The 14694-nt window shown below is 36.4% G+C and carries 6 protein-coding genes; 5 read left to right on the top strand and 1 reads right to left on the bottom strand.

Features of this window, described 5'->3' with window-relative positions:
• Window positions 1-127 precede the first annotated feature (127 nt).
• On the top strand, window positions 128-2047 hold the full coding sequence (locus JS605_RS08030) for a hypothetical protein (RefSeq protein ID WP_203257179.1): 1920 nt from the start codon (window positions 128-130) through the stop codon (window positions 2045-2047).
• A 64-nt stretch (window positions 2048-2111) separates the two neighbouring features.
• Here the strand turns inward: JS605_RS08030 and JS605_RS08025 are convergent, their stop codons facing one another.
• Window positions 2112-2999 carry an AraC family transcriptional regulator gene (locus JS605_RS08025; protein WP_203257178.1) on the bottom strand — a complete coding sequence of 296 codons (888 nt, stop codon included), beginning with the start codon at window positions 2997-2999 and terminating at the stop codon, window positions 2112-2114.
• Window positions 3000-3179: 180 nt separating this feature from the next.
• Here JS605_RS08025 and JS605_RS08020 point away from each other — a divergent pair, with 180 nt between their 5' ends.
• The 4 genes from JS605_RS08020 (at window position 3180) to JS605_RS08005 (ending at window position 14650) form a co-directional block, all read left to right on the top strand.
• On the top strand, window positions 3180-6446 hold the full coding sequence (locus tag JS605_RS08020; RefSeq protein ID WP_203257177.1) for a family 78 glycoside hydrolase catalytic domain: 3267 nt from the start codon (window positions 3180-3182) through the stop codon (window positions 6444-6446).
• Window positions 6447-6592: 146 nt separating this feature from the next.
• A complete protein-coding gene (locus JS605_RS08015) occupies window positions 6593-8992 on the top strand; it encodes an alpha-L-rhamnosidase (RefSeq protein ID WP_203257176.1) in 2400 nt (799 codons plus the stop codon).
• 75 nt (window positions 8993-9067) lie between these two features.
• A complete protein-coding gene (locus JS605_RS08010) occupies window positions 9068-11398 on the top strand; it encodes a glycoside hydrolase family 78 protein (protein WP_203257175.1) in 2331 nt (776 codons plus the stop codon).
• Window positions 11399-11410: 12 nt separating this feature from the next.
• Entirely contained in the window at window positions 11411-14650 is a 3240-nt protein-coding gene (locus JS605_RS08005; protein WP_203257174.1) for a family 78 glycoside hydrolase catalytic domain, read from the top strand.
• Window positions 14651-14694 lie beyond the last annotated feature (44 nt).

Here is a 14694-nt window from a genome sequence, read left to right as displayed (position 1 = left end):
TATTCAAAGTATTGAAAGTAAAAGCCAGAGCAAATTTGTTTCTGGCTTTTTTAGTTTTTAACAGGACAAAACAGGATAGCTTATAAAAGTTATCTTTTTAAATTCAACCTGTTTAAATATTTACTAAATGAAAAGACGTAACTTCCTTCAGCTATCAACATTAGCAGGTGTAGGTTTATCATTGCCAATTGCAGGATTATTTAATGCCTGCGAAAACCACCCAGAACATTCTTTAGAATTTAAAAGTTTAATTACCGATTTGTTAAAAGACTGGAGTGATGCCATGTTAAAACAACAAATTATAAACCCCTCAAACTTAGAATTACACGGCGCGTTAGATTGCCCCTCTTGTGAGCACATACATGGTCGCTGTATGGATGCAGTTTATCCATTTTTATACATGGCAGATAAAACAGGAGATCAAAAATATGTAGAGGGTGCTAAATTAGTAATGCTTTGGGCAGAAAATAACGTGTCTCAAGAAGATGGCTCATGGACAGTTATCAAAAACCCTAAATCGTGGAAAGGTATAACTGTTTTTGGTGCTATTGCTTTGGCCGAAGCCCTGCATTATCACGGACATGTTTTAGGTGAAAGCACGCGAGTGGCATGGACAGAACGCCTTGAAAAGGCTGGGCAATATATTTACGATACGTTTACAATAGACTTTACTAATATTAATTATCCAGGAACAGCGGTTTATGGGCTGGACTTAATTGGAGGTGTAGTAGGTAGAGGTGACTTTAAAGCCAAGAGTAAAACATTGGCATCAGAGGTAAAAGCCTATTTTACAGCCAATGAAGGTTTGTTGTTTGGAGAATGTAAAAAGAGTTCAAGTAAATTAAGCGCAAAAGGCCTACACGGTGTAGATTTGGGGTATAATGTCGAGGAGACTTTAAATAGTTTGGTAATGTATGCACTCAAAAAAAATGACGAAGAGCTACTGCAAATTCTAACCAAATCTTTAAATAGCCATTTGGAGTTTATGTTACCAGATGGAGCTTGGGACAATAGCTGGGGTAACAGAATGTATAAGTGGAGTTACTGGGGCAGTAGAACCTGTGATGGCAGCCAGCTCGCATTTGGTTTAATGGCTCATATTAATCCTACTTTTGGTACAGCAGCAGTAAAAAATTCAGAGCTGTTAAAACAATGCACTTCAGGTGGGTTAATTCATGGAGGTCCGCATTATGTTTCAGCAGGAATACTGCCATGTATACACCACACTTTTACACATGCAAAGCCATTAACTTTTTTACTAGACCATTGGGAGCATTTACCAGAAATTAATAAAAATACAGCCTTACCAAGAGTAACTGCAGATGGTATAACGCATTTTAAAGATTTAGATGTGTCTCTTTTTGCAAGAGGAGATTGGAGGGGAACAGTTAGTGCATATGATGCGGAGTACCATTACAAAAATGATTATCGTCAAGCTACTGGAGGTGCATTAGGAGTATTGTATCATAATAAAGTAGGCTTATTGTGCGCAGCAAGTATGGCTGTGTATTATATGGTAGAAAAGAATAATCAGCAAGTACAACCCGGGGAGGATTTTGCTTTAACTCCACGAGTGGAAACTTTTAAAGACGATGTTTGGTATACCAATTTATTCGATTTAACTGCAATTATTGAATCGTCTGACGTTGATGGGGAAATAAAGTTGAAATCTGAGATTCAGCTTAAAAACGAGACGCGTGATATTGTAGCTGACACCGCTTCAGATTTTGAAATTGCCTACAAATGTACTGTTGATGACATGCAAATTTATGTTAAAACAAATCAACCTATAGTTGAGAGAACAGCCTTTATATTGCCAGTGGCCTCACCTAACCATGAGAAAGTATCAGTGGTTGGAGACCATGAAATCACAATTCAAAAACCAGAAGGATTGGTGTCTATAAAAGCCAATGTACCTTTAAATATAAAGGAAATGGCTAAAAACAGAACGTTTAATATGGTGCCGGGAGTAGAAGCTGTTCCCATTGAAGCTTATTTTGATAAAGACCATAAAGAGGGGATTGTGATAACGATACGTGTGAGTTAAACAAAATGAGATATTAAATTTGGAAGAAATGCTTATCAGTGTATCGCTACAGAAATTATTTATTTTATAAAGAAGCTGTTTTACTCAAAGCTCTAAATTTACCGGGAGCTAAACCAGTTTTTCCTTTAAATAAACGATTGAAATAATAATCCGATTCAAACCCTAATTCGAAAGCTATTTCCTTTTGGGGTTTTTTCGTATTCAAAAGTAACTCTTTTGCCTTTTCAATTTTTAATAATAAAAAATATTGCAAAGGAGAGACACCCGTTTGTTTTTTAAAGTCTAATCTAAATTTAGAATAACTAATCCCTAGTTCTGATGCAATAGTAGTTAAATCAATAGTCTGGTTGATGTTTTTATACATAATACCTTTTGCGCGAGATGTCATGGAGTTTAGGTGATCAATATTATTACCACCTGTTTTAATGTTATAAAGTTCTGCCATAAGCTGCAGGCAAATACCAGAAGCTAAACGCTGGTACCCATAATGTTCTTCATCAAACAATTTGAAAAGTGTATTAAAATGATTTAAAACAGACGGTTTGTTACATTTAGAAATAATTGGGGCCTCGGCACTAAAGAATCCATTTGAAAGGAATTGGGAAGCAATCTCCCCAGAAAAACCTACCCATCGTTCTGTCCAACCTGTACTTTTTTTTGGTTTATAGCGATGCCAAACTCCGGGAAACAGCAAAAACACATCACCATCAGTAATATTTACTTTTCCTGTAGCTTTACTTTGAAAAACACCTTGCCCTTTTGTGATGAGTACCAAATGAAATTCATTTAAAACACGCCCTGTATTCCATGTAAAACTGTATTGGTCTGGATGGTCTTTAGAGGGATATTCAGAGTATTTTTTAATAACATTTCGTCCTAAATCATTTATGTAAAATCCCCATGAAACATCATTAGAAGTAGTGATTTGATATTTTTTATAGTTATTTTTCATATCATTTTGTGCAACTAATATATCAATTTGTTAATTGTGAATCAGGATATTTTAAAAGAAATTTACGAAGAGTAGTAAATAGGTAGAATAGCATTACAGGTAATTGCATGACACTTTTTAAAAAAGGTTTTACTTTATTTATTATTTCTAAATCCATAAAAACTAAATAAGTCAATTAAAATGAAACTATTACGTAACACCACTACGTTTTCATGCTCACTTTTGTTTGTATATATGATACTTGGATTGTGCTGCATGTCGTGTAAACAATCTACTGTTTCTATCGTTGAACCAAAGTGTGAGTATAAGGCTAACCCCATGGGAATTGACAATAAAGCCCCTAGGTTTAGCTGGAAAATTATTGATAAGAATCAGGTTAGGGGACAAAAGCAAACAGCGTATCAAGTTTTAGTATCAAGTAATTTAGAATCACTAGAGAATAATAAAGGAGACGTATGGGATTCTGGTAAGGTATTAACTAATAAATCAGTAAATAACGCATTTTCTGGAAACACCCTAGAGTCAGGGAAACAATACTTTTGGAAGGTAAAAATTTGGGACGTTTCAGGTTTAGAATCTAAATGGAGTACAACAGCAAAATTTTCAATGGGATTGTTAAATCCTAAAGATTGGAAAGGCAAATGGATTTATAAAAAAAATCAAAATAAAAAAGACCATAATTGGTATAGAAAAAACTTTTCTTTAGATGCTACTCCCAATTCAGCATTTATCCATGTAGCTTCTTTTGGGTATCACGAGGTTTACGTAAATGGCAAAAAAGTAAGTGAAGCAGTTATGAACCCAGTAAACTCTTTTCTAAAGAAGCGTTTGCCCTACCTTACTTACGATTTAAAGGCGTTTTTAGAAGAAGGTGATAATGTTATAGGTATTTGGCATGCTGCTGGTTGGACAAGATGGGGAAGGGTAAAAGCCTATTACGATCCACCTTTCGTATTCAAAGCACAAGCAAATATTGAGGTTGGAGACAATACAATAACATTGGTTTCAGACACGTCATGGAAATGTAAAAAAAGCTATAGCTCATACTATAGCTCTTGGGATATTTTAGATTTTGGCGGTGAAATTATTGATGAACGTTTGCGCGAAGATAATTTGAATACTGTTACATACAACGATAATAATTGGGACAATGCTGTTGTTTTTGATGAAGCTGAAATGAAAGAGGTAGATATAGCCAATATCAATTTAGGTCCCAAAGGCGCAGTAAGAGCACCAAGTACGGATGCTAACCCACCAACAAGTAAAATTACAGCAACTTTAAGTGCGCAAATTGTAGAACCTCAAGTAAAATATAAACAAGTTAACCCAATTGGTGTCACTAAAAATAAGGAAGGCCATTATGTGATTGATATGGGCGAAAATTATACAGGCTTTTTCGAAATGAACCTGTTTAATGGAAAAGAAGGAGATACGGTTACTTTTGAAGTTGCCGACCATAAAGAGGTCTCCACATCTTGGGAACAACGCAGTAAATACATTTTTGATGAATCAGGTACGGGACATTTTACTAACCGTTTTAATTTAGCAGGAGGGCGTTACGTAACAGTATACGGTATTAATTATAAGCCTGAATTAAAAGACATTAAAGGTTATGTAATTACTAATAATCGTAAACAAATAAGTCAATTTGAAAGCTCCAGTGAGTTGTTAAATAAGATGTATCAAGTTAATCTTAATACCTACATCGCCAATACAATAGATGGTATTTTGGTAGATTGTCCGCATCGTGAACGTAGAGGTTGGGGAGAAGTAACCGTGGCTGCCATGTATGGAGACGCTTTACCAAATTTTGAAAGTGGTGCATATATGGGTCAATATGCCCAATTTATGCAAGATGCCCAGGCCGATGATGGTAAGATGAGAGCCGTTATAAATGGAGATGATTTTGAGTTTTTAATGTGGATGGCAAATAGCCCTATTACCATTTGGGAAACTTATCGCATGTTAGGCGATAAGGCATTGTTAGAAAACCATTATCCAACGTTAAAAAAATGGATGCAATGGTTGTATGAGCATTCAGATTATGAAACAGGAGGAGCTCTAAAGATTGGTACAAGAGGTACATTAGAATTTCCAGGTTTAGGCGACTGGTGTACACCAAGAGGAAATTTTTGGACTTCTAGTAACTCTCCAGAATCCGAACATTTTAATAACTGTGTGTACGCATTTATGCTAGAGTCTGCGGTTCAAATAGCAAATGCTTTAGGGAAAGAAGAAGATGCTAAAATGTATACAAACCGTTTAGAGGTACAATGTAAAGCCACACACAAAAAAATATATAATGCAAACACAGGTAAATATGGAGAAGGGCATCAAGTAAATCAGGCTTTTGCGCTACTTTCCGGAGTCACGCCAGACTTAGAAAAACAAAAGGTTTACAATAATTTAGTGGACCAAGTATTGTATAAATTTCCGTATTACGATACTGGTAGTTCTGGGCAAGCATTGTATACACGCTATTTTATAGAACATGGGGAGCGTATGGATTTAATTTACGAATTGCTAAAAGACAAACGACACCCAAGTTATGGCTACTTTTTAGAGCAAGGTAAAACGGTATGGCCAGAACGTTGGTCTGCCATTGGGAACAGCCAAATTCATACCTGTTACACGGGTATTGGTGGTTATTTTATTAAAGGTTTTGCTGGAATTAGACCAGATCCAGAGCAACCAGGAATGCAACGATTCATGGTGAAGCCAGCACCAGTAGGAGATTTAACCTATGTAAATGCAAGTTATCAATCGCCTTATGGAGATGTCGTTTCAAATTGGAAAATCGCTAATGAAACAGCAACGTTTCATATAGAAATCCCTATAAATACTTCGGCTAAAGTTTACATCCCCGCTAATGCAATAGAATCAGTTTTTGAAGGTGGAATGCATGCTGAAAAGTCTGAAGGCATTAAATATATAGGTTCAGAGAAAAGCGATGCGGTAGGTAATTATATCATTTTTGAAGTGGCATCAGGTAAATATAATTTTGAAGTAACTGAGCTACCAAAAGTAAGCTATCCAGAACCTTTAAATACACCCAGTAATTTGGCATTAATTGGGCGTATGAATGCGTCTTCAATGACTATAGATTCTGAAAAACTACCACTTTTTGAAGCATTTAGGGTAAATGATGAAAAGTTAGAAACACACTGGAAAGCGAGTTCAAAATCGAACGAATGGTTGGAAGTGGAATGGTTTAAACCGCAAACGTTCAATGAAATCGTGATTCATGAAAGGGGTAGCCATATTTCAAACTATAAAATTCAATATTTTGAAAATGAACAATGGATGAATTTAGCCGAAGATACATCATGTGGTTCTAGTAAAAAGCATCAATTTCAACAGGTAACCGCTTCAAAATTTAGAATTTTAATAGAAGCTTCTAATGCTATTCCTGAAATTTCAGAATTAGAAATATATTATTCAAACTAAAAATTTTCAAAATTGAAGTGCGCAATAAAATGTATTTACAGAAAAACATAATTGGACCTATACTTTTTGGGGTATTAACGTGTCTTTTAAGTGGTTGTTTGCAATCAGACAAAAAAGGTGCAGAGATTGCGTTAAATGATAGCCCAATGACTTCAATAGCTTGGGAACAAGCAAAATGGATTGGCTACACCAAAGACCATCGCCCTGAAGCATGGGCAGCTAGAGATTTGGTACGTAACCAGCCACCCATGAATATTAATACTTGGGAGCTTACTGAGGAAGATTTGAAAGTAACCAGACGCAAAACCCATCCTTCAGTTCTTTTAAGAAAATCGTTTTCAATAACTAAAGAGGTGGCATTAGCAGAAGTAGCTATTTGTGGATTAGGGCTTTATGAGCTGTATTTAAACGGGAAAAAAGTGGGGGACCGTGTGCTCGACCCCGCCCAAACCTCATATAACAAGCGGGCTTTTTATGTGCGTCATGATATTACAGAAGCGATTAGTAAAAACAACAGTTTAGGGTTAATATTGGGCAATGGGTTTTATGGTCAAAATATGGCGTTTTGGCCAGGGCTAGCTTATGGAAAACCACGTGCAATTATGGTATTAAGTATCCTCTACAAAAACGGAACTAAAGAACAAATTGTTACCGATGAAAGCTGGAAAGCACATAGTGGTCCAATACTTTTTGATAATATTTACTTAGGTGAAACTCATGATGCGCGAGCGGAGTTGAGCGATTGGAGTACCTTTAAGTTTGAAGATACAGCTTGGGAAGCGGCTGAAATTATGGATAATCCAACCGAGAAATTGATAGAGCAGGATTTAGAACCCATGCGAAAGATTAGAACAGTTAAACCTATAGCTGTATGGAAAGCAGAAAAAGGTTGGTTATTGGATATGGGACAAAACATGACAGGTTGGTTGGCCATTTCTGTAAAAGAAAAAGCAGGTACTGTTGTAAAAATGCGTTTTGCTGAACATCTCATGCCCGATAAACAAAACATAGACCCCGCATCTACTGGAATTCACGTAACTGGAAATACGCAAACCGATGTGTATATCTGTAAGGGTGATGGGACTGAAACTTGGGAGCCACGTTTTACCTATCATGCCTTTCGTTATGTTCAAATTGAAGGATTAAGTAAAGAACCAGATTTGAGTCAATTTACGGGTTGGCTGGTGCGCACCGATGCAGAACGAATAGGAACTTTTAAATGTTCAGACCCACTAATAAATAAGTTTTACGAGGTGTCTATGTGGACTATAGAAGATAATATTCAAGGGTTGTTGAGTGATTGTCCGCACCGTGAACGTTGTGCGTGGATGGGTGATGCTTATGTGGTGGCTGAAGCAGCTAGTTTTAATTTTGATTTAAAGCACTTGTGGCAAAAAACATCCTCAGATATGGAAACAGTTTTAGGGGTGTCTAAGGCACATTTTAAAGATCCTTTTCCTTATGATTCGCGAGCGCCGTCTAATATTTCCGTTGGAAAACGGCTCTGTTTACAGGCGCGACCAGATTGGGGAGCTGCCACAATTATGGTACCATGGTTTTCATATGTGTATTATGGAGATAAGACCATTATTGAAGGTGCTTGGGATATGATGGAAGGTTGGATGGCTTACCTAGATGAAAAGGTGCAAGAAGATGGGATTATTAATGGCGGATTTGGCGATTGGTGCCCCCCAGGAGGTAATCCAGAAATGGATACACCACCGGCTTTGACGTCAACTGCGTTGTATTATCAGTCTTTGGTATCTATGGAAAAAATGGCATTGGTGTTGGATAAGAAAGAAGTTGCTTATAGTTATGCTGAAAAAGCGAAATTGGTCAAAAAGGCTTTTAATCAAACTTTTTTTAATGTAGAAACTAAATCATATGGTTCCCAAACGGGTAATGCATTTGCATTGTATTCTGGTTTGGTTCCTGAAGGTTTAAAGCAGTTGGTTGCCGATAATTTGGCAAACCTTATTATGAAAGATAAAAATGGGCATTACAGTACGGGTATTTTTGGGCATCGTCCGTTATATACCGTATTGAATGACTACGGGCATGATGCTGTGACAAAGCACTTATGGAGCATTACCGATTATCCGAGTTTAGGATTTATGACCGAGGAGCACGATTTAACCGTATGGCCAGAAGGTGTTAGCAATTGGGATAAAAAGGAGCGGTATTATAGACATTCATTTAACCATCCCATGCAAAGTGGTTTTGCAGCGGCTTTTCATGAAAGTTTAGGCGGTATAAGACCTGACGAAAATTTTCCAGGATTTGAGCGATTTATTTTAAGGCCAACTTTTTTATCGGGCTTGCAATGGTGTGAGGTCGATTTTAAATCACCTCATGGTAAAATTAAAAGCCATTGGAAAAAAGATAATAATAAAATAGAATGGATTGTGTTTGTTCCCCAAGCCTCTATGGCAGTAGTGCAATTACCTCGTTACGAAAAGGAACAAATATTGTTAAATAAAGATAAGGTTGTAGCTAATACTTTTAAGTTAAATCCAGGTAAGCATATAATTACCATTAAATTATAGTAGATTTTATTTTAAGAAGTTAAACAAACTTCAAACTGAATTACGAATTTTTTTCAATTATATGAATAAACTCCTATGGAATATTTAAAATTTAGAAACATTGTTTTATTTCTTTTTAATTTGATGCTATTAGCAACTTCTGCTTGGGCAACAGAGGTTCTAAATTTAAAATGTAATGGGCAGGTCAATCCGACAGGTATTATTGACGTAAGACCAGAATTTAGTTGGACGTTTATTGGCGATACTAATAGCCCAAAACAGGGTGGTTATCGTATTATGATGGCGACATCGATTGAAAAATTAAAGTATCCAGATATTTGGGATACAGGGCCAACAAGTACATCCGAGACAGGACCTTTTGAATATTGTGGAGAACCCTTGAAGTCTGGTCAGCGCATATATTGGAAGGTAACCGCTTGGGGTAATAATCGGGGTGTAACACATAGCGAACCTGCTTGGTTTGAAATGGGACATATCAAAAATCCCGAAACCCCATTTCAACCCTATGTATTTTCAAAAAAAGGAGGTGTTGTGCAAATCACTTTAAGTGGTAATGATATAGGAAGAACCTTTGAAGGTATTGGCGGGGTAAGTGCTGGGGCTTCTACAGACTTGTTGTACGATTATGAAAATCCTGTAAGAAGTGAGATACTAGACCTCTTATTTAAACCTAAGTTTGGAGCTGGTTTTCAACATCTAAAAGTAGAAATGGGCGGAGGGGAAAACTCCACATGTGGTTCTGAGCCATCACATGCCATAACTAGAGATGAGCTAAAAAATCCTGTATCAAGAGGTTATGAGTTTTGGTTGATGAAAGAAGCACATAACCGAAACCCTAATATTATTTTAGAGTATTTACCTTGGAGTTTTCCATATTATTTAAAACCAAACATTTACACTGATGAATCTGCTGAATATTTCGTATCTTTTTTAGATGTGGCCAAAAAACATTGGGGTTTGGATATTGACTGGGTAGCGGCTGCGGAAAATGAAAATTATACCAATGAAGATTGGCTGGTACATAAAGTTCGTCCGCTTTTAGATAAGCGAGGATATACAAATGTGAAAATTCAAGGGCCTGACGACAATAGTGGAGATTGGAAGATTTTTAACGAATTTGAAAAGAATAAAGCCTTAAATAACATTGTTGAAGCGGTAGGGTACCATTATGTTACTGGGCGTGAGTTTAATGAAAATATGGTGGACGGCAGAGGGCGCCCAACAACCGAAAAAGCCAAAAGTAGTGGAAAATCTTTATGGGCAAGTGAAGATTGGAGTTGGACAGGAAAAGACTGGGGAGGTGCAGGAGCGCTAAATCTAGCACGTATCTACAATAAATTTTATATACGCGACAGAATTACTAAAACCTTAATTTGGGCACCCATAGGGTCTATTTACAAATCAGTAACATGGGATAAGGCAGGAGCTATGAAAGCGAATAGCCCGTGGAGTGGTTATTATGAAGTATGGCCAACAATTTGGGCTACAGCACATACCACGCAATTTGTTGAGCCCCATACTTGGCAATATTTAAATAATGCTTGTGGCCTTTTTGAAGCATCAACCTACAAAGGGAGTTGTGTAACATTAAAAGAAAAAGGTAGTAACAACTGGAGTATGATTATATGTACAGAGAACAAAGAGCACTTAGAAATTAATATTGGTAAAGGTTTATCCAATGGAAAGGTTAACGTTTGGAAATCTGATGAAGCCGAACAGTTCATACAACAAGAATCTGTGATGCCTCAAAACGGGATATTAAAACTAACATTAGAGCCAAAGAGTATTTATTCATTAACCACAACTTCAGGACAGCAAAAGGGGACTTATAAAGTACCAACAGAAACCGCATTTCCTTTTCCTTATTCAGAAAATTACGAGAATAGGGAAGCAGGAGATTTACCCAAATATCATTCAGACCAAACAGGAAGTTTTGAAATAGCTTTAAAAGAAGATGGGTCGCAATGTTTAAAACAAATTGTTCCAGAACAAGGCTATGATTGGATGCGTGTTTATAGGCGCTCAAATATTAAACCCAATACTTTAATTGGCGATGTTAACTGGAAAAATTATACCTGTAGTGTAGATGTGTTTATTAAAGATGGCAATGTGGAATTAGGTGGTCGTGCAACAACTAGCTATTTAAAAGGCTATCGTTTTCAACTGGCTAAAAATGGCGAATGGAAGCTTATGTTTCATAAAGAAGTGCTAGAAAGTGGAAGGATTAAAAAATTTAAAGGCAAAAAATGGAATAACCTTAAGCTTACATTTCAAGATAAATCCATCGAAGCTTTTGTAAATGGAAAATCAATTGTTAAGTTATCGAATATAAAACATAAGGGGTATGTAATGCTTGCAAGTTCTTATGATGAAAATCTTTTTGATAATTTAAAAATAATAGAATAGAATAAAATGAAAATGAAAAGGAGTATAACAATTTTCCTAAGTTTAGCAGTAGTACTAAGTACTTTAATTAGTTGTCAACCTTCATCTTTAAAAGCAAACGATTTACGTTGTGAGTACAAAATAAATCCGCTAGGTATAGATAATGTGGCACCTAGATTAAGTTGGAAACTGCTTGATGAAGCAACAACCAGAGGACAAAAGCAAACTGCTTATCAAATACTTGTAGCCAGTAGTTTAGAGAATTTAAATAAAAATACTGGAGACATCTGGGATTCTGGTAAAGTAAGCTCAAATCAGTCGGTAAATAACACCTACCAAGGCACCTCTTTAGCATCTGCAAAAAAATATTTCTGGAAGGTAAAAGTATGGGATAAAGATGGTGCGGTTTCCAATTGGAGCGAGCCTGCATATTTTTCAATGGGTTTGTTAAAGCAAGCCGATTGGAAAGGCGATTGGATTATGAAAGCAGACCAAAAAAAAACAGACCACAACTGGTATAGAAAGAATTTTGAGCTTAAGGAAAACGCAGAATCAGCATTTGTATTCGTAGGATCTTTTGGTTACCATGAATTGTATGTAAATGGTGAAAAAATCACAGATAATGTCTTGAATCCTGTGTCTTCATATATGAAAAAACGTATCCCGTATTTAACCTACGATGTCACGGATAAATTAAAAGAAGGCGATAACGTAATTGCTATATGGCATGCAGCAGGATGGTCTAGATGGAGGCGTATTCGCGAGTATCGCCAAATTCCATTTGTATTTAAAGCTCAAGCTGAAATTGTAGCAGGAGGCGAGCATATTACATTAAAAACAGACACCTCTTGGAAAACTAAAAAGAGTTATTCAGAATATTATGGCGATTGGGATATTTTGCGTTTTGGAGGCGAAACTATAGATGATAGAAAACGAGAGGATGATTGGAATACGGCAGATTATGACGATTCTAATTGGATAAACGCAACCGTATACAATCATAACGAATTGAATAAAAAAGTACCAGAGGGGAATAATATAAGTTTTGCGCTAAACAGCAATAAAAATAGAGAAGTACGGGCAGAATATACCCCGATAAAAGCCAAATTAAGTGCGCAAATAGTAGAGCCTCAAGTAAAGTTTGAAGAAATAAAGCCTATTGCGGTTAGAGCTAATAAAGATGGAACTTACCTTATTGATATGGGAAGAAATTACACTGGCTTTTTTGAGATGAATCTTTACAATGGTGTTGAGGGCGATTCGGTGCTTTTTGAGATAAGCGACAGAAAAGAAGTGGTCATGAATTGGAACCAAAAAAGCAAGTACATTTTTGGAAAATCTGGAAAAGGTAAGTTTACCAACCGTTTTAATGTTGCAGGAGGAAGATGGATAACCGTGTATGGTTTAAAGAATGAGCCTAGAGTTTATGATGCAAAAGGCTACGTGGTAACCAACGATAGAAAGCAAATAAGCCAATTTAAATCTTCTGATGCCTTACTTAATAAGATTTACAAGGTAAACTTAGATACGTATTTAGCCAATACTATGGATGGAATTTTGGTAGATTGCCCACACCGAGAAAGACGTGGTTGGGGAGAAGTAACCGTTGCGGCCATGTACGGCGACGCTTTACCTAATTACGAAAGTGGTGCCTATATGGACCAATATTTACAATATACCAGAGATGCGCAATTTGACGATGGGAAAATACGTGCGGTTATCAATGAAGAAGACCGACCATTTTTAATGTGGAAAGCCAATAGCCCGTTAACCATTTGGGAAACCTACAGAATGTTGGGCGATAAAAAAATATTAGAGGACAATTATGAGTCTATGACAAGGTGGATGACATGGCTGTATAAGAATTCCAACTACGAAACAGGAGGGGCGCTAAAAGCGGGAGAGCAAGGTGCAAGACAATTTCCAGGACTAGGCGATTGGTGTACACCACGAGGTAATTTTTGGACGAGCAGTAACTCGCCTGAAGCACTTCATTTTAACAATTGCTTATATGCCTTTATGTTAGAAAACGCACAAAATATTGCAACAACACTAGGTAAAACAGAAGATGCAACACAATATGCACAGCGTTTAAAAGTACAACGAGAGGCTACACATAAACTGTTTTATAACCCAGAAGCAGGTACTTATGGTAATGGGCAACAGGTAGACCAAGCCTTTGCTCTGTTAGCAGGTGTTACACCAGAATCAGAAAAGAAAAAAGTAGAAGCGCATTTAGCAGATAACGTATTATATAAATTTCCATATTACGATACAGGAAGCTCTGGACAAGCACTCTACACGCGATATTTTACCGAATATGGAGAGCGTATGGATTTAATTCATGAATTACTAAAAGACAAACACCACCCAAGCTATGGGTACTTTTTAGAGCAAGGTAAAACGGTGTGGCCAGAACGTTGGTCTGCCATAGGAAATAGCCAAATACATACCTGTTATACTGGTATTGGTGGTTATTTTGTAAAAGGTTTTGCGGGTATTCGCCCTAATCCAGAACAATTGGGCATGCAAAACATGCTTATTAAACCAACACCAGTAAAAGATTTAGAGTATGCCAATACATCTTACCAATCTATGTACGGTAATGTAGTTGTAAATTGGAAAAAAGAAGATGGTGGCGCAGTATTTCACATAGAAATTCCTGTGAACACTACTGCAAAAGTATATCTACCTGCAAATAACAAAGATGAAATAAACGAGGGCGGACAATTAGCTGAAAGTTCAGAAGGTATAGTATATATAGGTAGCGAAAATAGTGAAGCTGTTGGTAATTATGTAATACACAATGTGGCTTCTGGCGTTTATGATTTTAAGGTAGGTAAGTTACCAGACACACAATTCCCTAGACCACTTGGAAGAATTAAAAACCTATCTAAACTAGCAAGGTTAAACGCATCATCTATGTTTATTCAAACAGAAAAATTACCTGTTTTTGAGGCGTTTAGAGTGAATGATGACAATGATGAAACTCGCTGGTTGGCTACTGAAACAAAAAATCAATATTTAGAATTTGAGTGGATACAACCACAAACGTTCAATCAGATAATTATTGATGAGTTTGAAAATAATATCACATCATACAAACTACAATATTGGAAAAATAACGAGTGGAAAGATATAGCAGAAGGAACCACTTGTGGAGCAAATAAAACACATGATTTTGATAGTGTGACAACTGTAAAATGTAGACTACTCATATTAGATGCTAAAAAAGCACCTTCTATCAAAGAATTGAAAATTTTTTATAAGTAAACAAAGACATGAGAGTACATGATACAAAAAGTATTGAAAACCAT

Origin of the sequence: Hyunsoonleella ulvae, from assembly GCF_016827605.1 — a bacterium.
GTDB classification, from domain to species: Bacteria; Bacteroidota; Bacteroidia; order Flavobacteriales; family Flavobacteriaceae; genus Jejuia; species Jejuia ulvae.
The sequence above is the reverse complement of the archived record's forward strand: the minus strand, read 5'-3'. Positions and strand labels throughout refer to the sequence as shown.

Excerpts from the sequence above, each read along its gene's own strand:
- JS605_RS08010 (WP_203257175.1), top strand. The coding sequence starts at position 9,068 with ATGGAATATTTAAAATTTAGAAACATTGTTTTATTTCTTTTTAATTTG.
- JS605_RS08020 (WP_203257177.1), top strand. The coding sequence starts at position 3,180 with ATGAAACTATTACGTAACACCACTACGTTTTCATGCTCACTTTTGTTT.
- JS605_RS08015 (WP_203257176.1), top strand. The coding sequence starts at position 6,593 with ATGACTTCAATAGCTTGGGAACAAGCAAAATGGATTGGCTACACCAAA.
- JS605_RS08005 (WP_203257174.1), top strand. The coding sequence starts at position 11,411 with ATGAAAAGGAGTATAACAATTTTCCTAAGTTTAGCAGTAGTACTAAGT.
- JS605_RS08030 (WP_203257179.1), top strand. The coding sequence starts at position 128 with ATGAAAAGACGTAACTTCCTTCAGCTATCAACATTAGCAGGTGTAGGT.
- JS605_RS08025 (WP_203257178.1), bottom strand. The coding sequence starts at position 2,999 with ATGAAAAATAACTATAAAAAATATCAAATCACTACTTCTAATGATGTT.